The organism is Streptomyces sp. NPDC057682 (assembly GCF_042799575.1).
In the GTDB taxonomy this organism is placed as follows: Bacteria; Actinomycetota; Actinomycetes; order Streptomycetales; family Streptomycetaceae; genus Streptomyces.
The window spans coordinates 299,816-323,165 of sequence record NZ_JBHVIN010000005.1; the positions used below are offsets into that span (position 1 = coordinate 299,816).

Annotated in this window: 21 protein-coding genes and 1 pseudogene; 13 read left to right on the plus strand and 9 right to left on the minus strand. The window is 72.3% G+C overall.

Annotation, left to right across the window (positions count from 1 at the left end):
* Positions 1–289 precede the first annotated feature (289 nt).
* The 5 genes from ACFVDM_RS11145 to ACFVDM_RS11165 all read left to right on the plus strand — a co-directional run bounded on the left by ACFVDM_RS11145 (position 290) and on the right by ACFVDM_RS11165 (position 3,986).
* Positions 290–913: an ATP/GTP-binding protein gene (locus tag ACFVDM_RS11145; protein ID WP_383636229.1), complete on the plus strand. Its 624-nt coding sequence runs from the start codon at positions 290–292 to the stop codon at positions 911–913.
* A gap of 117 nt (positions 914–1,030) precedes the next feature.
* The gene (locus ACFVDM_RS11150) at positions 1,031–1,441 is read left to right on the plus strand and encodes a roadblock/LC7 domain-containing protein (RefSeq protein ID WP_383636232.1); all 411 of its coding nucleotides are present in this window, start codon (positions 1,031–1,033) and stop codon (positions 1,439–1,441) included.
* 121 nt (positions 1,442–1,562) lie between these two features.
* Positions 1,563–2,675 (plus strand): DUF6397 family protein, encoded by a 1,113-nt coding sequence (locus ACFVDM_RS11155; RefSeq protein ID WP_383636235.1) that lies wholly within the window; start codon positions 1,563–1,565, stop codon positions 2,673–2,675.
* Positions 2,650–3,138, plus strand: a complete 489-nt coding sequence (locus ACFVDM_RS11160; protein WP_383636238.1) for a GNAT family N-acetyltransferase — start codon at positions 2,650–2,652, stop codon at positions 3,136–3,138. The genes ACFVDM_RS11155 and ACFVDM_RS11160 overlap by 26 nt, the downstream gene beginning before the upstream one ends.
* Before the next feature lie 212 nt (positions 3,139–3,350).
* Complete coding sequence (locus tag ACFVDM_RS11165; RefSeq protein WP_383636241.1) at positions 3,351–3,986, plus strand: LAETG motif-containing sortase-dependent surface protein; 636 nt, start codon at positions 3,351–3,353, stop codon at positions 3,984–3,986.
* A gap of 82 nt (positions 3,987–4,068) precedes the next feature.
* On the opposite strand, the gene ACFVDM_RS11170 is transcribed toward ACFVDM_RS11165, so the two are convergent.
* Complete coding sequence (locus ACFVDM_RS11170) at positions 4,069–6,315, minus strand: SpoIIE family protein phosphatase (protein WP_383636244.1); 2,247 nt, start codon at positions 6,313–6,315, stop codon at positions 4,069–4,071.
* Positions 6,316–6,534: 219 nt separating this feature from the next.
* On the opposite strand from ACFVDM_RS11170, the gene ACFVDM_RS11175 reads away from it, so the two are divergent.
* On the plus strand, positions 6,535–7,602 hold the full coding sequence (locus ACFVDM_RS11175) for an enoyl-CoA hydratase/isomerase family protein (RefSeq protein WP_383636247.1): 1,068 nt from the start codon (positions 6,535–6,537) through the stop codon (positions 7,600–7,602).
* A gap of 72 nt (positions 7,603–7,674) precedes the next feature.
* Here ACFVDM_RS11175 and ACFVDM_RS11180 read toward each other — a convergent pair whose 3' ends face one another.
* From ACFVDM_RS11180 to ACFVDM_RS11205, 6 genes are all read right to left on the minus strand, one after another.
* The gene (locus ACFVDM_RS11180) at positions 7,675–9,225 is read right to left on the minus strand and encodes a rhamnulokinase family protein (RefSeq protein ID WP_383636250.1); all 1,551 of its coding nucleotides are present in this window, start codon (positions 9,223–9,225) and stop codon (positions 7,675–7,677) included.
* A gap of 16 nt (positions 9,226–9,241) precedes the next feature.
* Complete coding sequence (locus ACFVDM_RS11185; RefSeq protein WP_383636254.1) at positions 9,242–11,287, minus strand: bifunctional aldolase/short-chain dehydrogenase; 2,046 nt, start codon at positions 11,285–11,287, stop codon at positions 9,242–9,244.
* Positions 11,288–11,428: 141 nt separating this feature from the next.
* The gene (rhaI, locus tag ACFVDM_RS11190) at positions 11,429–12,595 is read right to left on the minus strand and encodes an L-rhamnose isomerase (protein ID WP_383636257.1); all 1,167 of its coding nucleotides are present in this window, start codon (positions 12,593–12,595) and stop codon (positions 11,429–11,431) included.
* A gap of 188 nt (positions 12,596–12,783) precedes the next feature.
* On the minus strand, positions 12,784–13,011 hold the full coding sequence (locus ACFVDM_RS11195) for a hypothetical protein (RefSeq protein WP_383636260.1): 228 nt from the start codon (positions 13,009–13,011) through the stop codon (positions 12,784–12,786).
* Positions 13,012–13,134: 123 nt separating this feature from the next.
* Complete coding sequence (locus ACFVDM_RS11200; RefSeq protein WP_383636263.1) at positions 13,135–13,614, minus strand: hypothetical protein; 480 nt, start codon at positions 13,612–13,614, stop codon at positions 13,135–13,137.
* An 86-nt stretch (positions 13,615–13,700) separates the two neighbouring features.
* Positions 13,701–15,068, minus strand: a complete 1,368-nt coding sequence (locus tag ACFVDM_RS11205) for an FAD-binding oxidoreductase (protein ID WP_383636266.1) — start codon at positions 15,066–15,068, stop codon at positions 13,701–13,703.
* Between the two features lie 266 nt (positions 15,069–15,334).
* On the opposite strand from ACFVDM_RS11205, the gene ACFVDM_RS11210 reads away from it, so the two are divergent.
* Both ACFVDM_RS11210 and ACFVDM_RS11215 read left to right on the plus strand, forming a co-directional pair.
* Positions 15,335–16,129 (plus strand): pentapeptide repeat-containing protein, encoded by a 795-nt coding sequence (locus tag ACFVDM_RS11210; protein WP_383636784.1) that lies wholly within the window; start codon positions 15,335–15,337, stop codon positions 16,127–16,129.
* 136 nt (positions 16,130–16,265) lie between these two features.
* A complete protein-coding gene (locus ACFVDM_RS11215) occupies positions 16,266–17,630 on the plus strand; it encodes a radical SAM protein (RefSeq protein WP_383636269.1) in 1,365 nt (454 codons plus the stop codon).
* Here ACFVDM_RS11215 and ACFVDM_RS11220 read toward each other — a convergent pair.
* The gene (locus ACFVDM_RS11220) at positions 17,627–18,544 is read right to left on the minus strand and encodes a LysR family transcriptional regulator (protein ID WP_383636272.1); all 918 of its coding nucleotides are present in this window, start codon (positions 18,542–18,544) and stop codon (positions 17,627–17,629) included. The two genes, ACFVDM_RS11215 and ACFVDM_RS11220, sit on opposite strands and share 4 nt — an antisense overlap.
* 115 nt (positions 18,545–18,659) lie before the next feature.
* On the opposite strand from ACFVDM_RS11220, the gene ACFVDM_RS11225 reads away from it, so the two are divergent.
* The gene (locus tag ACFVDM_RS11225) at positions 18,660–19,538 is read left to right on the plus strand and encodes an oxidoreductase (RefSeq protein WP_383636275.1); all 879 of its coding nucleotides are present in this window, start codon (positions 18,660–18,662) and stop codon (positions 19,536–19,538) included.
* A 94-nt stretch (positions 19,539–19,632) separates the two neighbouring features.
* On the opposite strand, the pseudogene ACFVDM_RS11230 reads toward ACFVDM_RS11225, so the two are convergent.
* Positions 19,633–20,313, minus strand: a pseudogene (locus ACFVDM_RS11230) (NADPH-dependent F420 reductase); the annotation flags it as partial.
* 173 nt (positions 20,314–20,486) lie between these two features.
* On the opposite strand from ACFVDM_RS11230, the gene ACFVDM_RS11235 reads away from it, so the two are divergent.
* From ACFVDM_RS11235 to ACFVDM_RS11250, 4 genes are all read left to right on the plus strand, one after another.
* The gene (locus ACFVDM_RS11235) at positions 20,487–21,041 is read left to right on the plus strand and encodes a glycoside hydrolase family 25 protein (protein ID WP_383636278.1); all 555 of its coding nucleotides are present in this window, start codon (positions 20,487–20,489) and stop codon (positions 21,039–21,041) included.
* A gap of 319 nt (positions 21,042–21,360) precedes the next feature.
* Complete coding sequence (adhP, locus tag ACFVDM_RS11240; RefSeq protein WP_383636281.1) at positions 21,361–22,386, plus strand: alcohol dehydrogenase AdhP; 1,026 nt, start codon at positions 21,361–21,363, stop codon at positions 22,384–22,386.
* Positions 22,387–22,447: 61 nt separating this feature from the next.
* On the plus strand, positions 22,448–22,918 hold the full coding sequence (locus tag ACFVDM_RS11245; protein WP_383636284.1) for a MarR family winged helix-turn-helix transcriptional regulator: 471 nt from the start codon (positions 22,448–22,450) through the stop codon (positions 22,916–22,918).
* Between the two features lie 35 nt (positions 22,919–22,953).
* On the plus strand, positions 22,954–23,223 hold the full coding sequence (locus ACFVDM_RS11250; RefSeq protein ID WP_383636287.1) for a hypothetical protein: 270 nt from the start codon (positions 22,954–22,956) through the stop codon (positions 23,221–23,223).
* The last annotated feature ends 127 nt before the right edge of the window (positions 23,224–23,350 follow it).

The window sequence follows — 23,350 nt, forward strand, 5'->3', positions numbered from 1 at the left end:
CGCGGCGGCCGGGGCCCGGCCGGCCGGTATCGATCTCCGCCGTGCCGAGGCCGACGGCGAGAAGCAGCCGCGGAATGACTGACAATCACACCGCGTTCGGTCCCGTTCCTGGCATCGAACGGACCCAAACAGTCACATCCTCAAATTAGCGATCGCGTTGCCCGGGGCGCGTTCCGCTTTGCCATGCTGTCGCCGTACGCGCGCCGACGACCCACGGATCCGATCCCCCGAAGACGCCACTGACCTGCGTCGTCGACGTCCCGAGACCCACTGGTGAGAGAAGTGATCGATGTCGACCGACCACGCGGACAGCACACGGGAGACGGCCGGGACCACCGCCCCGGCCGACGCCCTGGCCCTGAAGATCCTCGTCGCGGGCGGGTTCGGGGTCGGCAAGACGACCCTGGTCGGCGCGGTGAGCGAGATCCGGCCGCTGCGTACGGAGGAACTGCTCAGCGAGGCGGGTCAGTCGGTCGACGACACCGACGGCGTCGCCCACAAGACCACGACCACCGTGGCGATGGACTTCGGGCGCATCACCATCCGCTCCGGGCTCTCCCTCTACCTCTTCGGGACGCCGGGCCAGGACAGGTTCTGGTTCCTCTGGGACGAGCTGTCCCAGGGAGCGCTGGGCGCCGTCGTGCTGGCCGACACCCGCAGACTGGAGGACTGCTTCCCGGCCGTCGACTACTTCGAGCACCGCAGGATCCCCTTCGTCGTCGCCGTGAACTGCTTCGCCGGCGCCCGCGCGTACGGGGAGGGTGACGTCTCACGGGCCCTCGATCTCGATCCCGGGACCCCCGTGGTGCTGTGCGACGCCAGGGACCGCGACTCCGGCAAGGAGGTCCTGATCCGCATGGTCGAGTACGCGGGCCGGATGCACACCGCCCGCATGCTCGACACCGTCGGCTGAGCCAGGTGGCCTGATCCCGACCGCTCTTGCGCAGAGGAGTGCTTGCCCCCGCGTGACCGGTACGCAAGGCTTGCGCACAAGCGGGGCACGGGGAACGTATGAGCGGGGAGGAACAGAATGGCGCTGGACAGGGGACTCGACTGGCTGCTCGACGATCTCACCAGCCGGGTGGAGCACATCCGGCACGCTCTGGTGCTGTCGAACGACGGCCTGGTCACGGGGGCGAGTACGGGTCTGGCCCGTGAGGACGCGGAGCATCTGGCAGCGGTCTCGTCCGGGCTGCACAGTCTCGCGCGGGGTTCGGGACGGCACTTCCGCGCGGGCCGGGCCCGTCAGACGATGGTGGAGTTCGACGAGGCCCTGCTGTTCGTCACCGCCGCGGGCGACGGCAGCTGCCTGTGCGTGCTGAGCGAGGCCGATGCCGATGTGGGTCAGGTGGCGTACGAGATGACGCTGCTCGTCAACCGGGTCGGCGAACATCTCGCGGTGGCCGCGCGGCAGGACGGCGGTGTGGCGCACCGGATCTGACCCGGCGCGAAGGACGCGTACGCCGCCCGGCCCGGGAGTTATCCACAGGCCGGGCGGCGTTCTGTCGCTCCGGGTTACCGTGATCACGGAGAGTATTCGTGTCTCACGGGGGAGAACCATCATGTCGATGACGGACGCGGTGCGCGACGGCGGCGTGCCCACACTCGCGGCGAGCCGGGCTGCGACTGAACTGGAGCTGCGACGCGGCGAGTTCGATCTCGCGGTCCATCTCGGGCTCGTCCAGCCGGACGCGCGCGGACCGGGCAGGCTCCGCTTCCGACGCACCGAGATCGAACGCCTCCGGGAGCAGCCCGGCTTCCCGGAAGCGCTGCGGGAGCAGGTGCACACCGTGGGGACGGCGGAAGGGGCCCGGCTGCTCGGGATCACCCCCGTGCGGTTCGCGCGACTGGCCAGGGCGGGCTGCGTCACCCCGATCGCCTTCTACCTGAACCGCTACCGGGCGGTGGTCTGGCTCTACCTCGCCCGGGAGTTGCACGCACTGGCCGAGCGCTCGCCCGAGCTGCTGACGGGTGTGAGCCCGGCCTGGATCCGGCACCGGGTGGAGGAGGGCGACGACTTCCGCGCGCGGAACTGGCGGTCGCGCCGTATCGAGCGTCTGCTCGCGCTCACCGAGGAGCCGTGGGCGCGCGCGGCGGTGGTGGCGCAGGCGCTCGACCCGCTCCAGCTCGCGGAGGTGGTCGACGATCCGTACGAGCGCGCCCATCTCGCGCGCTCCCGCCCCGAATCCGCCCTCGGTCACCCCGGCTCACCCGCAGGCCGAGACGCGTTCGCCCGTCTGATGCTCGCGGACGACCCGGACGAGATCCTCTGGCGGCGGATCGCCCTGCTGATGGAGCTGGATCACGCGCGCGAGCGGTGCCCGGCGCCGCGCCCCGGCGACGCGGCGGGGCCCGGAGGGCGCGAGGGGAGTCCGGCGCGGCATGCTGAGCCCCGGCCGCCGGGGGCCGGGGTGCCGAGTCCGCCGCCAGGAGCGGTGGGGGAAGCCGAGCCGTCGTGCGCGCCGGAGCCGCGGGCGACGGAGCCGGGCCCGTCCGGAGCGCGGCGCCGGGGCGCGGGGCGCGGGCGTTCCGGCATCCTCGCGCGGCTGTGGCCGAGGGCGTCGCGTCCCGGCAGGCGTCCTCGCGGGAGCGGACCGGGGCGACGCAAAGAGTTCGCGTCCGGCGCCCGGACCAGGCATTCTGACCGCCATGTTGATCAGGGAAGCAACTTCTGAGGACTGGCCCGCCATCTGGCCCTTCTTCCACGAGATCGTCGCCGCCGGCGAGACGTTCACCTACCCGCTCGACCTGGGCAGGGAACAGGCGGCCGGCTGGTGGCTGCTGGAGCCGCCCCATCGCACGGTGGTCGCCGTCTCCGACGACGGGACCGTGCTGGGCACGGCCAAGATGAACACCAACCACATGGGCAACGGCGCGCACATCGCCAGCGCCAGCTACATGGTCGACCCCCGTCACTCCGGCAAGGGCGTGGGGCGTGCCCTCTGTACGTACACGATCGACTGGGCCCGAGCGGCGGGGTTCCGGGCCATGCAGTTCAACGCCGTGGTGGAGACCAACACCGCCGCGGTCGGGCTCTACCGTTCGCTGGGTTTCGAGGTGCTGGGGACCCTGCCGGAGGGCTTCGAGCACCCCGAGAAGGGGTTCGTCGGGCTGCACATCATGTACCGGCCGCTCTGAACCGGGCGGGCCGTCCGGGGCGGTCACTTCACGCCAGTGAACGAACGCACCGAGCCGGGCGGGACGTGTCCGGGTTGCCCCAACCGGCTATGAAGTGCGGCCGGTTGTGACGTCACAAGGTCTGTGGGGCGGGTGCACGCATGGGGGAGTGGAGCAGTACTGTGCGCCCCACCGCCACTCGGGCGTTGAAACCTTTGCGGAGGAAGAATCCCATGACCATACCCAGGAGATCGCGGCGCGCGGCGGGGACCCTCGCCGCCGCCGCGATTGCCGGCCTGACCGGAGTGGTCCTCACCGCCGGTCCGGCCGCAGCTCACACCCCCACCTGGGACGTGACCTGTAACGAAGTGAGCCTGCACCTGACCGCGTACAACAGCGGTGTGACCAACCAGGTGACCGTCACCGTCGACGGAAAGGACCTCCTGCCGACGGAGACGTTCGGCAAGAGCTTCGACAAGAAGCTCGCCCTGCCGGACCACGACAAGGAGCTGACGGTCCGTCTGGTCGTCAAGGCGGGCGACGGCGACCAGTACTCGCGCGACGAGACCAAGCAGGCGCCGGTCTGCGAGGGCCGCACGCCGACCCCGACCCCGACCCCGAGCGAGACGAAGCCCTCCGGGACGCCCACCACGGCGACTCCCTCCCCGGAGAAGCCCGCCCCGAGCGAGACCCCCAGTGAGTCGTCGCCCGCGCCCGCCGCTCCGGCGCCGAGCCCCAGCTCGCCGGATCTGGCCGAGACCGGTTCGTCGTCCGCGACGCCGATCATCGCGGGTGCGGCCGTCGTCGTGCTGCTCGCCGGTGGCGGCATCATGTGGTCCGTGCGCAAGCGCCGTACCGCGCAGCAGTAGTCGAGCGGGCCGGTGACCGGGCGCCTCGGCGCTCCGTTCGCGGGCCGGGGGTGTGCCGTGCCCGGGTGGGCCGGCACACCCCTCAGCTTTTCGGCGTCCTGCCGTTCGTGCCGTACGCCGTACCGTGCTCGGGCTCCGGGGATTCCGGGAGCTTCGAGGATTCCGGCGGGTCCGGGTCCGTGCCGGGGGCGGGATCGGGGGCGGGATCGGGGTCAGGTGGTGCCGGCGCCGTCGTCGGCGGGACCGACGGGCCGATCTCGCACCAGACGGCTTTGCCCTCGCCGCGGGGCTCGATGCCCCAGCGGGTGGCGACGGCGTCCAGGAGCAGCAGGCCCCGCCCCGAGGTCGCGGTCTCGCCCGGCGTCCTGCGGCGCGGCCAGGCGCTGGAGCGGTCCTGCACCGACAGACGGACGCGGCGCACCGGTTCGGGCAGCACCTCCAGGGTGAGGACCGCGCCGCCCTCCGTGTGCAGGAGCACATTCACCAGCAGCTCGCCGGTCACCAGTTCGGCGTCGTCCGCGAGTTCGGCCATGTCCCAGTCGGTGAGCGCCTGACGCACGATGGTCCGCGCTTCGGAGAGCCCCTCCGGGTCGGCCTGGTGGATGTACTGGTGCAGCCGGGGCGCGCGGGGCGAACCGGGGTCGGGGCTGCGCCGCAGGACCAGGAGCGCGACGTCGTCACCCGAGCCCCAGCGTTCCCACAGCCGGTCCGAGAGATGGTCGGCCAGCGCCTCGGCGCCCGCGGGTCCCGCGCTGACCTCGGCGATCAGGGTGCGCACCCCGGCCTCGATATCGGCTCCGGGCTCCTCCACCAGCCCGTCCGTGTAGAGCACCAGGGTCTCGCCGGGGACCAGGTCGAGCCGGGTCTCCGGATACTCCTCGTCCCCGAAGTCGGTCGAGATGCCCAGCGGGAGACCGCCGCGCACCTGCGGGGTGCCGACGCGGCCGTCCGTGTGCCGGATCAGCGGGCCGAAGTGCCCCGCCCGCACCACGCGCACGGTTCCGGTCGCCAGATCGACCTGGGCGTACGCACAGGTGGCGAACCGGTCGGTGTCGAGTTCGGAGAGGAAGCGGGAGGCGCGGGCCAGCACCGTGGACGGAGGGTGCCCCTCGGCCGCGTACGCGCGCAGCGCGATGCGCAACTGGCCCATGATCGCCGCCGCGTGCGTGTCATGGCCCTGGACGTCGCCGACCACGATGCCGAAGCGGTCCTTGGGCAGGGCGATCACGTCGTACCAGTCGCCGCCGACCTGGCGCCCGCTCCAGGCCGCGTGGTAGCGGACGGCGATCTCACCGCCCTCGATGTCGTGGATGCGGCGCGGCAGCATCGCCGACTGGAGACCCGTGGCGAACTCGCGCTCCTCGTCGAAGAGCGTGGCCCGCTGGAGGGACTGGGCGATGATCGCGGCCAGCCCCAGGCAGAGATTGCGCTCATCGGGGTTGAAGGCCGTCCGCTCCCGGTAGAAGAGCGCCAGACCGCCCAGCGTGCGGGCCTGCGCGACGAGCGGCAGATACGCCGCGGCCTGGAACTTCAGCTGTCCGACGAACGGCTCCAGCACCGGATAGCGGCGGGTGAGCGCGCCCAGCGAGCTCACGAACCGGGGTCGGCCGCTCAGCACCGTGTCGGCCAGCGGGAACTTCGGGTCCAGCCGGCCCGAGCCCAGCTCGTCCACGACCTCCAGCGAGTCCCCGCTCAGCGCGATGACGTTCAGCGCCGTGTTGTCGAGCAGGCCGAGCGCGAGCCCGTCCGCGCCCAGGCGCGCCAGACCGCCCGGACCGGTGAGCGCGGCGGTCACGTCGTCCACGGTCACCGCGCGGGACAGAGCGCTCGTTGTGCGTTCAACGATGTCGGTCTGGCGTTGCCGGCGTTTTTCCAGAGCCAGCACGAAGGCCGAATGGGTGACCTCGGCCGTCGCGTCCCGCACCAGACCGATCACCCGGTGCGCCTGTCCGTCGTTGTGCCGCAGGATGCGCGCCTGCACGTGGGTCCACTGGTCGCCGCCCGCGACCGGCACCCGGACGTGCACGCTGTAGGAGGCGCTGCCGCTCTTGATGGCTTCGTCCACGGCGTCCTCCAGCCGGACCCGCTCCGGCGGCTCCAGCCGCTCCAGCAGCGTCTCCGGCCGGGAGTCGAACGTCTTCGGATCCAGGCCGAAGACCAGCAGCCCGGCCTCGTCGACATCGACCGTCCGGGCGTCGAGGTCCCACTCGAAACTGCCCGTCCGGTTCAGGGCAAGCCGCTCGTCCGTACCCGTCTCCCCGCCCTGCGCCTTGTCGGCCGGCGGGCGGGGCGGGACGGGAATGTACGGGGGCCGGTCGTGATCGGTCATTCCTGGCTCCGAGGATCGTCCGGCGGGCTGCCGTACGGCGTGACTCAATTGTCTGGCCGCTCCCGCACCCCTGCCACAACGGGAGACCGCCCGTACAGCGCTCCGAGCGGCCGGCGGCGACCCCCTCGCGCCACGCCGCGCGGCCGCCCGCGCACAATGGCAGCGGAAGATCGTCCGCCACGGCGGACGGTAGGCACTGGGGCTGACCGGAGCGCACGCATGAACCACGAGGATCCCGTCCTGCTGCACACCGAGGGGCGCATCCGCCACCTCACGCTGAACCGGCCACGCGCTCTGAACGCCCTGAACCACACCATGGTTTTGCGCCTGTCCGAAGCCCTGGACGAGGCCGAGGCCGACACCTCCGTCGTCGCCGTCGTCCTCACGGGTGCGGGCGAGCGGGGCCTCTGCGCGGGCGGCGACATCCGCTCGGTCCGCGACGACGCCCTCGCCGGCGGCACCGCCTCCCTCGGCTTCTGGCGCGACGAGTACCGGCTCAACGCCCGGATCGCCCGCTTTCCCAAGCCGTACGTCGCCCTCATGGACGGCATCGTCATGGGCGGCGGCGTCGGCGTGTCCGCCCATGGCTCGACGCGGATCGTCACCGAGCGCTCCCGGGTCGCCATGCCCGAGACCGGGATCGGCTTCGTCCCCGACGTGGGCGGTACCCGCCTGCTCGGCGCCGCCCCCGGCGAACTGGGCACCCACCTCGCGCTGACCGGCGACGCGGTCGGCGCGGCCGACGCCCTCCTGTGCGGACTGGCCGACCACTACGTCCCCTTCCACGACCTCCCCGCGCTGCTCGCCGCCCTGAACGCCTCCACCACCGCCGAGGGGGTCCGCGCCGCGGTGGAACGGTTCGCCACCACCGCCCCCGGCGGCACGCTGGCCGCACAACGGGAATGGATCGACGCCTGCTACCCGGCGGACACCGTCGAGGACATCGTCGAACGCCTCGACGCCCACGGGGCCCCGGCCGCCAAGCAGGCCGCCGCGACGATCGTCGCCAAATCGCCCACCGCCCTCAAGGTGACCCTCGAAGCGGTCCGGCGCGCCCGCCGCCTGGACAGCCTGGAGGCCGTCTTCGACCAGGAGTTCCGCGTCTCCTCCGTGGCGTTCACCGGACCCGACCTCGTCGAGGGCGTACGCGCCCAGATCGTCGACAAGGACCGCGACCCCCACTGGACCCCGGCCACCCTGGCGGAGGTCACCGACGCCGAGGTCGAACGGCACTTCGCGGCGCTGGGCGACGAGGAACTCGGACTCGCGGCGGGGCTCCGCGCCTGACGTCCTGTTCGGCAGGTCGGTGACGCGGCCGGCGGGTGGGTTCGGGCCGCGCCCGTCCCGTACCCACCCGCTTCAGACCCCTCGCCCGTCCCCTTCCCCTTCCCCGTTCCCTTCGGCGGCGACCGCTCCGGGCCGTTCGGCGGTCAGGCGGGCCTCCATCCGGTCCCAGTCACGGGGGTTGCCGCGCGGCGTGTAGTGCCGGAGCGGCTGGGTGGCGGCGATCAGACGGCGCAGGGCCGGGAGATCGCCGACCAGACCCCGGGCGCGGGCCTGGAGCAGCACGTTGCCGAGGGCCGTCGCTTCGGCGGGCCCCGCCGTGACCGGGAGTCCGCTCGCGTCGGCCGTCCACTGGCAGAGCAGGGCGTTGCGGGAGCCGCCGCCGACGAGATGGATACGGGTCGGAGCGCGCCCGGCGAGGGCGGCCGCGGCCCGCACCGTGCGGCGGTGGGCCAGCGCCAGGCTCTCCAGCACGCACCGGACGACCGCGCCCGGCTCCGGCACCGGCTGCTGACCGGTGCGCCGCAGGAAGGCGTCGATGCGGGACGGCATGTCGCCGGGGGCGAGGAAGGACGGGTCGTCCGGGTCGATCACCGCGGCGAAGGGACGGGCCGCCGCGGCCCGCGACAGCAGCCCGTCCAGGCCCGGGTCCGCACCCGAGCGCTCCCACACCCGGCGGCACTCCTCCAGCAGCCACATCCCCATGATGTTGCGCAGATAGCGGACCGTACCGTCCACCCCGCGCTCATTGGTGAAGTCGGCCGCCCTGGACTCCTCCGACAGAACGGGGGCGTCCAGCTCCAGCCCCGCGAGCGACCAGGTGCCGCACGAGATGTACGCGAAGTCCTCCTCCGTCGCCGGGACGGCCGCGACCGCCGACGCCGTGTCGTGCGAGGCGACCGTCGTCACCGGTGTCGAGGCCGGCAGCCCGGTCGCCTCGGCGACATGAGGCAGCAGCCGCCCCGCCGGTGCGCCCGGCTCCCGCAACGGCGGGAAGAGCGAACGCTCCAGGCCCAGCCGCCCGATGAGCGCGTCGGACCAGGCGCCCGCGCGCGCGTCGAACAACCCGGTCGTGGAGGCGTTGGTGACCTCCGCGCCCACCGAACCCGTCAGCCAGTGCACCAGCAGATCCGGCATCAGCAGCAGTGTGCGCGCCGTGTCCCACTGGGCCGATTCCCGGTGCGCCATCAGCTGGAACACCGTGTTGAACGGCAGATGCTGCAAGCCCCCGACCGCGTACAGCTTGGCCGGACCGCAGCCCTCGGGCAACCGGCCGGCGACGCCCGCCGTGCGTGCGTCCCGGTAGTGGAACGGCAGCCCCAGCAGGGCACCGTCGGCATCCAGCAGCCCGTAGTCCACCGCCCAGGTGTCGACGCCCACGGAGACGACCGGGCCGTTCCGCCCCGCCGCTCGCAGACCCTCCAGCATGCCCCGGTAGAGCCCCGCCACATCCCAGCGCAGGCCGTCCGGGAGCCGCACCGGGGTGTTGGCGAACCGGTGGACCTCGACCAGGTCGAGCGTTCCGGGCCCGACCCGGCCGGTGATGACCCGGCCGCTCGTCGCACCGAGATCGACGGCGGCGAAGACGGCCCGGCCGGCCCCGTCCGCGTACCCGTTCACAGCCATGGGAACCGTGTTCCCGTCACCGCAGGAAGGCGGCGGCCACGCCGGCGTCGACCGGGATGTGCAGCCCCGTGGTGTGGGTGAGATCGCCGCCCGTCAGCGCGAACACCGCATTGGCCACGTGCTCCGGCAGCACCTCGCGCTTGAGCAGGGTTCGCTGCGCGTAGAACTCGCCCAGCCGCTCCTCCTCGATGCCGTACGTCGCCGCCCGCTGGGCCCCCCAGCCCGCCGCGAAGATGCCCGAACCCCGCACCACACCGTCCGGGTTGACGCCGTTGACACGGATCCCGTGCTCACCCAGCTCCGCCGCCAGCAGCCGGACCTGATGGGCCTGGTCCGCCTTGGTCGCCGAGTAGGCGATGTTGTTCGGACCCGCGAACACCGCGTTCTTCGAGGCGATGTACACGATGTCCCCGCCCAGGTCCTGCTCCCGCATGATCCGGGCGGACTCGCGCGCCACCAGGAACGAGCCGCGCGCCATGATGGCGTGCTGGAGGTCCCAGTCGCCGACGGTCGTCTCCAGCAGCGGCTTGGAGATGGAGATCCCGGCGTTGTTCACCACGAGGTCCACCCCGCCGAACGCCAGCACGGCCTCTCGGAACGCCTCCTGGATCTGCTCCTCGCTGGTCACGTCGACCGTCACGGCCACGGCCCGGTCGGCGCCGCCCAGTTCCTCCGCCACCCCGGCCGCCTTCGCCGCGTCGACGTCCGCGACCACCACGCACGCGCCCTCCGCGACCAGCCGGTGCGCCACGGCCCGCCCGATCCCCGAACCGGCCCCGGTCACCAGCGCGATCCGGGCCGCCAGCGGCTTGGGTGCCGGCATCCGCCGCAGCTTGGCCTCCTCCAGCTCCCAGTACTCGATCCGGAACTTCTCGGACTCCTCGATCGGTGTGTACGCCGAGACCGCCTCGGCACCCCGCATCACCTGGATCGCGTTGAGGTAGAACTCCCCGGCCACCCGCGCCGTCTGCTTGTCCCTGCCGAAGGAGAACATCCCCACCCCCGGCACCAGGACGATCGCCGGATCGGCGCCGCGCATCGCGGGGGAGCCGGGCACGGCGTGCCGTTCGTAGTACGCGCGGTACGCCCCGCGGTACTCCGCGTGCAGTTCCTTCAGCCGCTCCACCGCCTCGGTGAGGGGAGTGTCCGCCGGAAGGTCGAGCACCAGCGGGCGGACCTTGGTGCGCAGGAAGTGGTCGGGACACGAGGTGCCCAGCGCGGCGAGGCGCGGGTGGGCCTCCCGCGAGAGGAAGTCCAGCACCGGTCCGGCGTCGGTGAAGTGGCCGACCTGGGGGCGGTCGGTGGAGGCCAGACCACGGATCACGGGGGCCAGGGCGGCCGCCCGCGCGCGGCGCTCCGCGTCGGGCAGCGGCGTGCGGTCCGGGAGTACGGGCCCGAAGGGCTCGGGACGGCCGTGTTCCCGCAGGAAGGTCTCCGCCGTGCGGATCATCCACAGCGCGTTGCGCTCGCACGCCTCCGAGGTGTCGCCCCAGGCGGTGATGCCGTGTCCGCCCAGCACCACGCCGACAGCCTGCGGGTTGGCCTCCTTGACGGCGGCGATGTCCAGCCCCAGCTGGAACCCCGGACGCCGCCAGCCCACCCAGGCGACCTTGTCGCCGAAGCACTCCGCGGTCAGCTTCTCGCCGTCGGCGGCGCAGGCCAGGGCGATGCCCGAGTCCGGGTGCAGATGGTCGACATGGGCGGCGTCGACCAGTGCGTGCATCGCGGTGTCGATGGAGGGGGCTGCGCCGCCCTTGCCGTGCAGGCAGTAGTCGAACGCGGCCACCATCTCGTCCTCGCGCTCCACCCCCGGGTACACCTCCTTGAGGGCGCGGACCCGGTCGAGCCGCAGCACCGCGAGCCCGTTCTCCGTCAGGGTGCCGAGGTCGCCGCCGGAGCCCTTCACCCACATCAGGGCGGTGTCGTCACCCGTGACCGGGTCGGGGCCGGTGGCCTTCACGGACGTGTTGCCGCCCGCGTAGTTGGTGTTGCGGGGGTCGGAACCGATCCGGTGGGCGCGCTCCAGGAGCGCGGCGACCTCGGGAGGGGTCGGGGACGTCATGGGCCTTCCTTCGGGACGAGGAGAACGGGACGGGGACAACGAGAGGAGCGGGACGGACGAGACGGACGAGACGGATGGGGCGGACCGCACCACCGCGGCGGAACGGGGAGCGGGGGCCGCCGGAAGCGGGCGGAACGGCGGTCAGGCTCCCCAGCCCGCTTGCGTGCCGCCCACGCGGGCGGCGGCGATGCGCTCCTGGTTGCCGGAGGCGAGGTAGGCGGCGAACGGATCGGCGGCCAGCCCCAGTTCCTCGCGGACCTCGGCCAGCAACGGACGCACATCGGTGTTGTAGGCGTCCATCAGGACGGCGTTGGCGGCCAGCACGTCGCCGGCCGACTGCGCGGCGGCCAGCGCCCCGGTGTCCACCAGCAGGGCCTTGGCCGTCGCCTCCTGCACATTGGCGACCGAGCGGATCACGGCGGGGATCTTCGCCTCGATGTTGTGGCACTGGTCGAGCATGAAGTTGACGTTCGTCTCGGGCAGCAGGCCGCCGTTCTTCACGACCTCGTGCATGATCCGGAAGAGCTGGAACGGGTCGGCCGCCCCGACCATGAGGTCGTCGTCCGCATAGAACCGCGAGTTGAAGTCGAAGGCGCCGAGCCGCCCTTCGCGCAGCAGCAGGGCCACGATGAACTCGATGTTGGTGCCCGGCGCGTGATGCCCGGTGTCCACCACGACCTGCGCCTTCGGGCCGAGCTTGAGGCAGTGCGCGTACGCCGTGCCCCAGTCGGGGACGTCCGTCGTGTAGAAGGCCGGCTCGAACAGCTTGTACTCCAGGAGCATGCGCTGATCGGCGCCCAGTCGCGCGTACACCTCCGCGAGCGCCTCGGCCAGCCGGTTCTGACGGGCAACGATGTCGTCCTGCCCGGGGTAGTTCGTGCCGTCGGAGAACCACAGCTTGAGATCGGGCGAACCGGTCTCGTCCATGATGTCGACGCACTCCAGCAGATGGCCGACGGCCTTGCGCCGGACCGCCGCGTCGGGATGGGTGACCGAGCCGAGTTTGTAGTCGTCGTCCTGGAAGACGTTGGAGTTGATCGCGCCGATGCGCACCCCCAGCGTCTCGGCGTGGCGGCCCAGGGCGGCGTAGTCCGCGACCTTGTCCCAGGGAATGTGCAGCGACACCTTCGGCGCGACTCCGGTGAACGCGTGGACCTGAGCGGCGTCCTCCATCTTCTCGAACGGGTCGCGCGGCACCCCGGGCTGCGCGAACACCTTGAAGCGCGTCCCGGAATTCCCGTACCCCCACGACGGGGTCTCGATCACCTGGGACTTCAGGGCTGCCTTGACGGCCGACACCTCAGACATGAACACCTCGTAGGCAGGTCATCCCGACGATCATGACCGTCGACATGATGTGAATCGTTTCATCGCAACGTACGCTAGGTAGGGCCACGCTCACTAGTCAAGAAGTGGACGGGTCTTCATACCGGTTGAATCAATTCACCCCGAAACGGGGCCGAAGGGCCGGCCGACGGCCCCGGCGCCCGGGCCGCTCAGCGCTCCACGTCGGGAACGCCGGACCGCACCGCGCTCACGAGCGCGAAGAAATGGGCCTCGTTGCCCGAGAGCCCCGCCCGGCGCAGCGCGCCGTCGGCCTCCTCGATGGGAGAGGCGAGGAGGGGCATGTAGAGCGGGGCCTCGTCGGGATCGGAGAGCGCCGCTCGCGTCGCCTCCAGTAAACGGAGGTAGGCCTGCGCCGCGGCGCGTTCGTGGTTGCGCATCTCAGCATCTCCCCGTCAGAGGTGTCGGACCCACCAGCATCCCCCACGGGTCTGACAACGGTCCCCGACCCGCGCCGCGACGCGCCTCCTGTCGGCTGTCCGGGGCACGGTCCGGTGGGCGGATCAACGCCGAGGGGAGCCGGCCGGCTCCACCTCCAGGAAGCGCCGCCGGCGCGGCCCCCGGTAGAGCAGCGCGGTCCAGCCGCATTCCCGCAGCGCCGCCACGCACCGGGCCAGTTCGGCCTCCTCCTCATGGACGGCGCCACTGCCCGGCGGGCCCAGCCACTCCACCCGCGCGGTGCCCGGTGACGGACCGTCCGTCACCTGATAACCCGTCGCGACGCGCCGCCCCGAGAGGTCGACGGCCGACGCGGGGAGCCCCGCCGCCTCCAGCGCGAGGGCGACGGACCGCACCGGCCGGTGCCGCTCCCAGTCGGCCGGCACCGACTCCGCCGCCTCGTCCGGACCGTTCGTCAGGCGCCGGATCTGGAGCAGCCCGGCCCATGCGGCGCGCACCGAGGCCGCGCGCGCCTCCGCCGTCTCCGCGGGCGGCACGCCCTCCCCGGTGGCGGGCTCGAAACCGCCCCTCTCCTCGCCGTTCATCCCTGTTCCCCTTCTCCGGGCGGCACTGCCGCCAGTGTGCGCCGCACCACTGACAACCGGGCCCGGAACGGCCTCGGGGGACCGGGTCAGACGCCCAGGACCTTGCCGGGGTTGAGGATGCAGTGCGGATCGAGTGCCGCCTTCACCGCGTGGTGCATGGCCAGCACGGCCGGGCCCAGTTCCTTGTCCATGCCGCGCATCTTGAGCAGCCCCACGCCGTGTTCACCGGTGACCGTGCCGCCCAGCGCGATCGCGTCGTCCAGGATGTCCTCGAAGGCCGCCTGCGCGCGGGTGCGGGCCGCCTCGTCACCCGGCGGGGTGATGATCAGCGGATGAAGGTTGCCGTCGCCCGCGTGCGCGATGTTGGCGACGAGGATGTCGTGGCGGGCGGCCGTCCGTTCGATGCGGGCCAGCATCTCCGGGACCGCCGCCATCGGGACGCAGACGTCCTCGGTGAGGACCGGTCCGAGCCGTTCGAGTGCCGGGTAGGCCAGCCGGCGGGCCTGGAACAGGGCGTCCGCCTCCTGTTGGTCGGTGGAGACCGCGGCCCAGGTCGCCCCGGCACGCTCGAAGCAGGCGCGGACCTGTTCGGCCTCGGCGTCCCCCTCGGCCCCGGGGGTGTCCACGCGGCCCAGCAGCACCACATCGGCATCGGCCGAGAGCCCCATCTTCTTCCAGGCGTCGACGGCGGCGAGGCAGTGCCGGTCGACCAGTTCGAGCGCCGAGGGGATCACCCCCGACGCCGTCACCGCGCCGACCGCCTCGCCCGCCGCCACCACCGAGGAGAAGTACCCCGCCACGGTGCGCTCCTGGAGCCGCGCGGGGCGGAGCCGAACGGTAATCTCCGTGATCACGCCGAGCGTGCCCTCGGAGCCCACCATCAGCCCCGCCAGGTCGTAGCCCGCGACGCCCTTCGCGGTGCGCCGGCCGAGCCGCACCACCTCGCCGAGCCCGTTGACGACCTCCAGACCGAGCACGTAGTCCCGGGTCACGCCGTACTTCACGCAGCACATGCCGCCGGCGTTGGTCGCCACGTTCCCGCCGATGGTCGACCAGGGGGAACTGGCCGGATCCGGCGGGTACCAGAGCCCGTGCTCACCGGCCGCCGCCCTCAGATCGTCGTTGACGACACCGGGCTGGACCACGGCCAGCCGCTCGGCGCGGTCGATGGTGACGATCCGGTTCATGTCCTCGAAGGACAGCACGACCGCCCCGTCCACGGCGTTGGCCCCGCCGGACAGTCCGGTCCCGGCCCCGCGCGGCACCACCGGAATACGGTGCGCGAGGCAGTGGCGCACCACGTCCCGCACCTCCTCGGTGCTCTGCGGCCGCACCACCGCCGCCGGAGTCCCGTACGGGGCCCACTCGGCCTCGTCGTGCTGGTAGCGGACCAGGCCCGCCGGATCGGTGAGGACCCGACGGGCCGGAAGGGTGTCGACCGGTGTGTTCGCCACGGGGTGGCCACCTCCAAAAAGATGTACGTACCATCATTATGCTGCGCGTCCGTGGCCCGACGGCGGCGGTCCGGTCGGGGACCCCGTCCCGGCACCCGTGCCCGTCCGACCCGCGCCGCGGGCCGCCCCGCAGGCCGTGGGTAGGCTCGACGCAGCAGTGTTCCCGGACAGCTGAGGACTTCCACGCCGTGCCCCATGACGCCCGCACCCCCGCCGCCGGCCGCACGGACACCGCCGGCCGCGCGACGACCGTCGACCGGTCCGCCCTGCGGGCGGACTGCGCGAACTGTTTCGCCCTGTGCTGCGTCGCCCTCACCCTCACCCGTTCCGCGGACTTCGCCGTCGACAAGGAGGCCGGGACCCCCTGCCACAACCTCCAGGACGACTTCCGCTGCTCCGTCCACACCCGGCTGCGCGGGGAGGGCTTCGCCGGGTGCACCGTGTACGACTGCTTCGGCGCCGGACAGAAGACCTCCCGGGAAACCTTCGGCGGACACGACTGGCGCGCCCGTCCCGAGACCGCCCATGCGATGTTCACGGTCTTCCCGGTGATGCGCCGGCTCCACGAACTCCTGTGGTACCTCACGGAGGCCGCAGAACTGGCCCCGGCCCGCCCGCTGCGCCGCGAGATCCGTGACGCGCTCGACGCCACGGAACGCCTCACCCGCCTCGACGCGGACGCTCTCGCGGACCTCGACGTGGACGCGCACCGGGACGGCGTCGCCGCCCTGCTGGCCCGAGCCGGGGAACTCGTCCGCGCCACCGCCCCCGGCAGGAAGAAGCGCGCCCTGCGCGGCGCCGACCTCATCGGCGCCCGCATGCAGGGCGCGGACCTGCGCGGCGCCGATCTGCGCGGTGCCTACCTCATCGCGGCGGACCTCTCCGGCGCCGATCTCCGGCTCTCCGTCGTCATCGGCGCCGACCTCAGGGACGCGGACCTGTCCGGCGCCGACCTGACCGGAGCGGTCTTCCTGACGCAGTCCCAGCTCAACGCCGCACGCGGCGACCGGGCCACGCGACTTCCCGACGCGCTCGACCGTCCCGCCCACTGGACGGGTTGACCAAGGGGTGTCCCGCCAGGGATTGCGGGACACCGCTCAGGCGCCGGCCGCCCGGGAACGCGGCGCGTCCGCCGTTCGTCGGACGGGACGGCGCACCCGGAACACCTTTCGACGAACGGACCGAGGAGCCCCGCACATGCCCACCCCAGCCGACGCCTCCCGCACCGCCCCCGCCGGCGGTGACACGAGCCGCACCCGCCTGGTCGAGCGGCTCATGGAGCAGTTCCCGCACGTGCCGCGCGAGGCCGTCATCAAGGAGGACCTGCTGCGCGGCGGCCTCGCCTTCGACGAGTCCGCGCTCAGCGACAACGAGGACGGCGACGTCAAGCCGAAGTCCTACTTCATCTTCTCCTTCGACCACGGCACCCTGCCCGAACTGGGCGCGGCAGCGCTGCGCCGCCCGCCCGAGGAGATCGTGCTCACCGGCGGCCCCTACGAGCTCCGGCGCACCGTCGTCTCCGTGCGCGTCAACCCGGCGTCGCCGTACCGGGTCGCCGCCGACGCCGAGGGCCGGCTCGGGCTCTACCTCGACGGCCGCCGGATCTCCGACGTCGGCCTGCCGCCCATGCCGGACTACTACCGGCACACCCTGGAGAACGGCAAGTCCGTGATGGAGGTCGCGCCCACCATCCAGTGGGGCTACCTGGTCTATCTGACGGTCTTCCGCGTCTGCCAGTACTTCGGCGCCAAGGAGGAGTGCCAGTACTGCGACATCAACCACAACTGGCGCCAGCACAAGGCGGCGGGCCGTCCCTACACCGGTGTGAAGCCGGTCGAGGAGGTCCTGGAGGCGCTGGCCCTCATCGACCGCTACGACACGGCCAAGACGTCCACCGCCTACACCCTCACCGGCGGAGCGATCACCTCCCACATCGGCGGACGCGACGAAGCCGACTTCTACGGCCAGTACGCCAAGGCCATCGAGGAGCGCTTCCCCGGCCGCTGGATCGGCAAGGTCGTCGCCCAGGCCCTGCCCAAGGCGGACGTCCAGCGCTTCCACGACTACGGCGTGCAGATCTACCACCCCAACTACGAGGTGTGGGACCGCAGGCTCTTCGAGTTGTACTGCCCCGGCAAGGAGCGCTACGTCGGCCGCGACGAATGGCACCGCCGCATCCTGGACTCCGCCGACGTCTTCGGCGCCCGCAATGTCATCCCCAACTTCGTCGCCGGCGTGGAGATGGCCGAGCCCTTCGGCTTCACCACGGTGAAGGAGGCCATCGACTCCACCACCGAGGGTCTGCGGTTCTTCATGTCGCACGGAATCACCCCGCGCTTCACGACCTGGTGCCCTGAGCCGACGACCCCGCTCGGGAAGACCAACCCGGACGGCGCGCCGCTGGAGTACCACATCCGCCTGCTCGACGCCTACCGCGCCACGATGGAGGAGTTCGGCCTCAGCTCGCCCCCCGGCTATGGGCCGCCCGGAGCGGGCCGCGCGGTGTTCTCCGTCAGCTCCTTCATGGACAGCCTCCCGCCGGCTCCCGACGGCACGGACTAGGTTCCGCCGGTGCCGGCCTCCCCGGCCGGCACCGGGGCCGCGGCCAGTTCCCGCACCACCCGGGCGAACCCGCGGACCAGCGGGTCGTCCGTGCCCTGCGCCCAGGCCAGGACCACACGCAGCGGTTCCACATCGGTCAGCGGAACCCAGGTGAGGTCGGGGCGCGCATAGTACCGGGTCATGCTCAGCGGGGCGAAACAGATCGCGGCTCCCTCCGCGACCTGCTCCAGCATCTCCTCCACGTTGTCGTTGGTCGGCCCCCAGACCGGACTCGACCCGTCCGGCCGGGGGTTGACGGCCCACCAGTCCACCCACTCGCGCGGTGCCCGGCGCGTCCACAGCAGCGGCTCGTCGCCGACCTCCAGGACCGAGACACCGGCACGGGAGGCCAGGGCGTGTCCCGAGGGCAGGCCCACCACGCGCGGTTCGGTGTGCACCGGCTCGGTGTGCAGGCCGGTCAGATCGTTGGGGAGCCAGACGAACGCGACGTCGACCCCGCCGTCGCGCACCGCCTCGGCCTCCTGGCCCCAGTCGTATCGCTTGGGCACCACCCGCACCCCGGGATGGAGCCGGGCGAACTCCGCCCGCGCCCGTGTGGTCAGCTCGCCCGCGCCGCTCGCCTCGAAGCCGACCCGCAACTCGCCCGCCTCGCCCCGGACATGGCGCCGGGCGGCCTCCGTCACCCGCGCGGACTGCCGCAGCGTGAGCACCGCCTCGGCGGTCACCTCGCGCCCCGCGGCCGTCGCCGTCACCCCGCCGGCGTGACGGTCGAAGAGCCGCACGCCGAGTTCCGTCTCCAGGCTCTTGAGCGCGTACGACAGGGCGGGCTGGCTCACGAAGAGGCGCCGGGCCGCCCGGCCGAGGTTCCCCTCCTCGGCGATCACCGTCAGATAGTGCAACTGGCGCAGCTCCATCCAGCGATCATAAGGCGCGTTTATCGCTTGTGAGGGTCCTTGTCTTGGACCGCTCCGGAGGTCGGATGACATAACTGGGTCATCGCAACGGCCAAGAAGATCAATGGAGTTGTACATGAACAACGCATCCGCCGCCCCCGCCCCCGCCCGCGACCGCGCCCCGGGCCGGGTCTGGCTGATCACCGGAGCCTCGTCCGGCTTCGGACGGGCCATCGCCGAGGCCGCGCTCGCGGCGGGCGACACCGTCGTCGCCACGGCGCGCAGGCCGGACGTCCTGGAGGACCTGGTGGCCGCGCACCCCGACCGGGCCGTCGCCGTACAGCTCGACGTCACGGACACCGCGCGCATCGCGGCGGTCGTCGCGGACACGGTGCTCTGGTACGGCCGGATCGACGTGGTCGTCAACAACGCCGGAATGGGTCTGGTCGGCGCCGTGGAGGAGACGAGCGACCGCGAGCTTCGCGAACTGATGGACCTGCACTTCTTCGGCCCCGCCGCGCTGGTGCGCGCCGTGCTGCCGCACATGCGGCGGGCCGGCTCCGGCGCCGTGGTCCAGATGAGCAGCATGGGCGGCCGGTTCACCTTCCCGGGCGTCGGCGGCTATTCGGCCACCAAGTTCGCCCTGGAAGGCCTGTCGGAAGCGCTGGCCGCCGAGGTGGCCCCGCACGGGATCAAGGTCCTGATCGTCGAGCCCGGTTCGTTCCGCACGGGCTTCGCCGGGGGCGGCGCCCTGCGGCGGTCGCCGGCCCTTCCGGCGTACGAGCAGACCGTGGGCCCGGTCCGCACCGGCCTCCCGGACTCCGACGGGAAGCAGGAGGGCGACCCGGACAGGGCGGCCGCCGCGATCCTGACCGCGCTCGCCGCCGAGGACACCCCGCTCCGGCTGCCGCTCGGGAACGACGCCACCGACGGGGTCCTCGCGAGCCTGGAGTCCTCCCGCGACGAGGTGCTGGCCTGGGAGAAGGTCAGCCGAGGCACCGGCTTCAACGGCTGAGCGGCGGCGCGCCGGACACGAGGGCGCCCGAGGACCCGGTCCCGGGCGCCGTGGGCGGCGGGGGAGATCCCGCCGCCCACGAGCTCGACGAGGGTCAGGCCCGCCAGTCGGCGGTGCGCTCGGGGGACGCCGAGGCCAGGGCCTTCTCGATCGCGGCGGCATCGCCCCGGTTGCCGTACACCGGCGTCCCCGGCTGCTGGCGCCACGACGTGTCGAGCCCGCCCGCGTCGACCGTGTCGAAGCCCAGCTCGTCGATCAGCTCGCGCACCCTGCGCTTGGCCGCCGCGTCGTCCCCGGCCACCGGCAGCGCCTGCCTGCCGGGGGTGCCGCTCGGCGTACCGTTGTCGAGGATGTCCTGCGCGTACGTCCCGTTGAACGCCTTGACGACCGGGTGCCCGATCTGCTGCTGCGTCCACAGGCTCTCCGGCAGCCCGTCCTCGATCGCCCCGATGCGCCCGTCGCGCTCGCGCGGATAGTAGTTCCCGGTGTCGATCACCGCGACGTCGTCGGCCGCCTCGCCGAGGAATCCGGAAGGCAGCGCGGGGACCGCCTTGAGGGGCACGGTCACGACGACGACCTGGGCGCCCCGCGCGGCCTCGGACGCGGGAACCGCCCTGGCCCCGGTCTCCTCGGCCAGGGCCGCCAGCGTCTCCGGACCGCGCGAGTTGGCGACGGACACCTCATGTCCGAGCGCCGCGAGACGGCGCGTGAGATTGCCGCCGATATTCCCTGCCCCGATGATGCCGATCTTCATGGATCCGACCTTTCGATGGTGCGAAGCGGTACGTGAACGGGTCTCGACGGTTCACCAACTGATGTCCGTCGAAAGCTATTCCGAAGGGCGCCGGAAGATTTCCCGGCGCGCCGCACGGATGGGCTCCCCGCCCGGCGGGCACGTAACAGAACAAGGAAACGGAACCAGGTGAACCAACTGTGAAGGAGGTCCTCATGCTGCACGGAGTCGATGTCAGCGCGTATCAGTCGTCCTTCGACGGGGACGGCGTGGACTTCGTCCTCATCAAGGCCACCGAGGGGCGCTCGTACGTGAACCCCCGGCTGTCCGAGCAGACGAAACGGGCCCGTGACGCCGAATGCGTGGTCGGCTTCTACCATTTCCTGTGGCCCGGGAATATCACCGAGCAGGCGGAATACTTCCTGAGCAAGGCCCCGGAGAAGGAGGGGGAACTCCTGGCCGTCGACTGGGAGGAGAACGGCGAGGGAACGCGTGCGAGCAACGCCGAGAAGGACAGCTTCATCCGGACGGTGAAACGCCTACGGCCGGGCCACCGGGTTCTTCTGTACTGCAATCGCTATTTCTGGCTGAATCACGACACCACCTCGTACGCCGGTGACGGCCTCTGGATCGCCGACTACGTCACGCCGGGCGAGCCGCGCATCAAGGCGTCGTGGCGGATTCACCAGTACACCGATCAGCCGCTGGACAAGGATGTCGCGGACTTCTCCTCCCGTGAGGCGATGCGGGTCTGGGCCTCCCGGGGTTAGGGTCTTTCGTTTGGATCATGCTGGGCTCGCGGGGTGTGGTGCGCGCGTCTGCGGCGTTGTCGTCGGTTGCCAACGCTCCGCGTTGACGCCCTCCTCCGCCTTGCGGCCGCACGCACCACACCCCGCTCCCTGATCCAGCCTGATCCAAACGAAAGACCCTGGGGGACCGACCGGCCGGACGGCGGTGGGGCTCCGGCCGGTTCCGGGAGAAGGGGCAGGAACCGGCCATCCGAAATAGTCTGTTTCGAGGCTTGTGCGCCCCACTGCCGCAAGCGGCGGGCCGGACCGGGCGCGCGCATCGAAGCGGAGGAGATTCCCCATGAGAGCCGCCGTTGTCCGCAGCTTCACCGAACCGGTGGTCGTCGAGGACCGGCCGGTCCCCACCCCCGCCGGCCACCAGGTCCTCGTCCGGATGGAGGCCTCCGGGCTGTGCCACACGGACATCCACGCGGCGCACGGCGACTGGCCGGTCAAGCCGTCCCCGCCGTTCGTCCCGGGCCACGAGGGCATCGGCATCGTGGAGGCGGCCGGCGACCAGGTCACCCACCTCGCGGTGGGGGACCGGGTGGCCATTCCCTGGCTCGGCGAGGCGTGCGGACACTGCGACCACTGCGTGTCCGGCTGGGAGACGCTCTGCCTCCAGCAGCAGAACAGCGGTTACTCGGTCGACGGGAGCCATGCCGAGTACGCCCTCGCCCACGGGACGTACGTGGTGCCGGTACCCGACGGCATCGACCCGCTGGACGCGGCACCGCTGACCTGCGCGGGCGTCACCACGTACAAGGCGGTCAAGCTCTCCGGGGCGCGCCCCGGGACCAGGGCGCTGGTCTCCGGCATCGGAGGCCTGGGGCATCTGGCCCTGCAGTACGCGCGGATCTTCGGTGCCGAGACCATCGCGGTCGACGTCACCGACGAGAAGCTGGCCCTCGCCCGGGAGCTGGGTGCCGACCATGTCATCGACGCCCGCGTCCAGGACGTGGCGGAGGAGACCCGACGGCTCGGCGGGGCCGACGCGGCGATCTCGCTCGCGGTGAGCAACGCGTCCTTCGAGGCCGCGTACGCCGCGCTGCGACGCGGCGGCACCCTCGTCCTCGTGGCGCTGCCCGCCGAGGGCAAGCTGGAGATCCCGGTCTTCGACACCGTGCTGAACGGCACGAAGATCCTCGGCTCGATCGTCGGTACCCGCGAGGACCTGGCCGAGGTCTTCCGTCTGCACAGTCTGGGCCGCACCCGCGTGGTGCGCGAGAGCCGCGACCTGGCCGACATCAACGCCTCGATCGACGAGGTGCTCGGCGGCAAGGTGCCGGGCCGTCTCGTCTTCGACCTGCGCCGCGCCCCGGCGTGAGCGGCCCACCACCCGCGTACCGGGCGTGTTTCCCGTACGGGCGTACGCCTACGATCGACGGGTGAACGACGACGTGACGCCGCCCAGCCTTCTGGAGCACACCACCTACCTGATGTCCCGGACCGGAAGGGCGGCCCGGACCCGGCTCGCGAAGAGGCTGGCCGAGCGGGGGCTGCGGCTGCGGCACATGGCGGTGCTGGCCGCGCTCTGCGACTTCGGACCGCACGCACAACGGGAGCTGGCGTCGCGGCTGTCGATCGACCGGGGCGACATGGTGAGCCTCGTCGACGACCTCGGTGCGCACGGGCTGCTGGAGCGGGCGCGCGACACCGCCGACCGGCGACGGATGACCGTCACCGTGAGCCCGGCGGGCCGGGAGGTGCTCGAACACCTCCTGGCCGAGGCCTCGGAGATCCAGGAGGACGTCCTCGCCCCGCTGAACGCCCGTGAACGGACGCAGCTGGCCCGCCTGTTGAAGCGCGTCCACGACCATGTCCAGCGGGGCGAGGCGGTGCGGCGGGCAGGTCGCTGACGGTATCCGGCCGTGTGGTGCGGGAGACTTCTGCGATGACCAGTCCCTCGGCCCAGCCGTCCCGTGACCGCGCCCTCGGGCGCGGGATCACCACCCTCATCCCGCAGTCGGCGTCCGCGACCCCCGCCGAGCAGGCCGCGGCCGTGCTGACCGCCATGCAGAGCGTTCCGGTCCGGGTGGGAGTGCTCCAGGCGGCCGTCGTGCTGCTGGAGGAGCGGGTGCGGGCCACCGACGATCCGGCGGAGCGCGCCGCGGCCGCGACCACCGTCGCGATGCTGCGCGGCGCGATCGGCCAGGCCGGCTGAGCACGCGCTCCGCGCCCGCCCCATTGACAGTCTCCCCGGCCGCTCACTACCGTCACGCCCACATTTCGAACGCATGACGAAATCTCGAACAGCGCCGCTTCGCAGTCCTGGTGCGCAGGGGTGATGC

Bases quoted from the DNA above. Each gene is read 5' to 3' on its own strand.
- ACFVDM_RS11170 (WP_383636244.1), bottom strand. From the start codon at position 6,315: ATGACCGATCACGACCGGCCCCCGTACATTCCCGTCCCGCCCCGCCCG.
- rhaI (WP_383636257.1), bottom strand. From the start codon at position 12,595: ATGTCTGAGGTGTCGGCCGTCAAGGCAGCCCTGAAGTCCCAGGTGATC.
- ACFVDM_RS11200 (WP_383636263.1), bottom strand. From the start codon at position 13,614: ATGAACGGCGAGGAGAGGGGCGGTTTCGAGCCCGCCACCGGGGAGGGC.
- ACFVDM_RS11175 (WP_383636247.1), top strand. From the start codon at position 6,535: ATGAACCACGAGGATCCCGTCCTGCTGCACACCGAGGGGCGCATCCGC.
- ACFVDM_RS11160 (WP_383636238.1), top strand. From the start codon at position 2,650: ATGTTGATCAGGGAAGCAACTTCTGAGGACTGGCCCGCCATCTGGCCC.
- ACFVDM_RS11165 (WP_383636241.1), top strand. From the start codon at position 3,351: ATGACCATACCCAGGAGATCGCGGCGCGCGGCGGGGACCCTCGCCGCC.
- adhP (WP_383636281.1), top strand. From the start codon at position 21,361: ATGAGAGCCGCCGTTGTCCGCAGCTTCACCGAACCGGTGGTCGTCGAG.
- ACFVDM_RS11185 (WP_383636254.1), bottom strand. From the start codon at position 11,287: ATGACGTCCCCGACCCCTCCCGAGGTCGCCGCGCTCCTGGAGCGCGCC.
- ACFVDM_RS11155 (WP_383636235.1), top strand. From the start codon at position 1,563: ATGTCGATGACGGACGCGGTGCGCGACGGCGGCGTGCCCACACTCGCG.
- ACFVDM_RS11225 (WP_383636275.1), top strand. From the start codon at position 18,660: ATGAACAACGCATCCGCCGCCCCCGCCCCCGCCCGCGACCGCGCCCCG.
- ACFVDM_RS11145 (WP_383636229.1), top strand. From the start codon at position 290: ATGTCGACCGACCACGCGGACAGCACACGGGAGACGGCCGGGACCACC.
- ACFVDM_RS11250 (WP_383636287.1), top strand. From the start codon at position 22,954: ATGACCAGTCCCTCGGCCCAGCCGTCCCGTGACCGCGCCCTCGGGCGC.
- ACFVDM_RS11180 (WP_383636250.1), bottom strand. From the start codon at position 9,225: ATGGCTGTGAACGGGTACGCGGACGGGGCCGGCCGGGCCGTCTTCGCC.
- ACFVDM_RS11215 (WP_383636269.1), top strand. From the start codon at position 16,266: ATGCCCACCCCAGCCGACGCCTCCCGCACCGCCCCCGCCGGCGGTGAC.
- ACFVDM_RS11150 (WP_383636232.1), top strand. From the start codon at position 1,031: ATGGCGCTGGACAGGGGACTCGACTGGCTGCTCGACGATCTCACCAGC.
- ACFVDM_RS11235 (WP_383636278.1), top strand. From the start codon at position 20,487: ATGCTGCACGGAGTCGATGTCAGCGCGTATCAGTCGTCCTTCGACGGG.
- ACFVDM_RS11220 (WP_383636272.1), bottom strand. From the start codon at position 18,544: ATGGAGCTGCGCCAGTTGCACTATCTGACGGTGATCGCCGAGGAGGGG.
- ACFVDM_RS11195 (WP_383636260.1), bottom strand. From the start codon at position 13,011: ATGCGCAACCACGAACGCGCCGCGGCGCAGGCCTACCTCCGTTTACTG.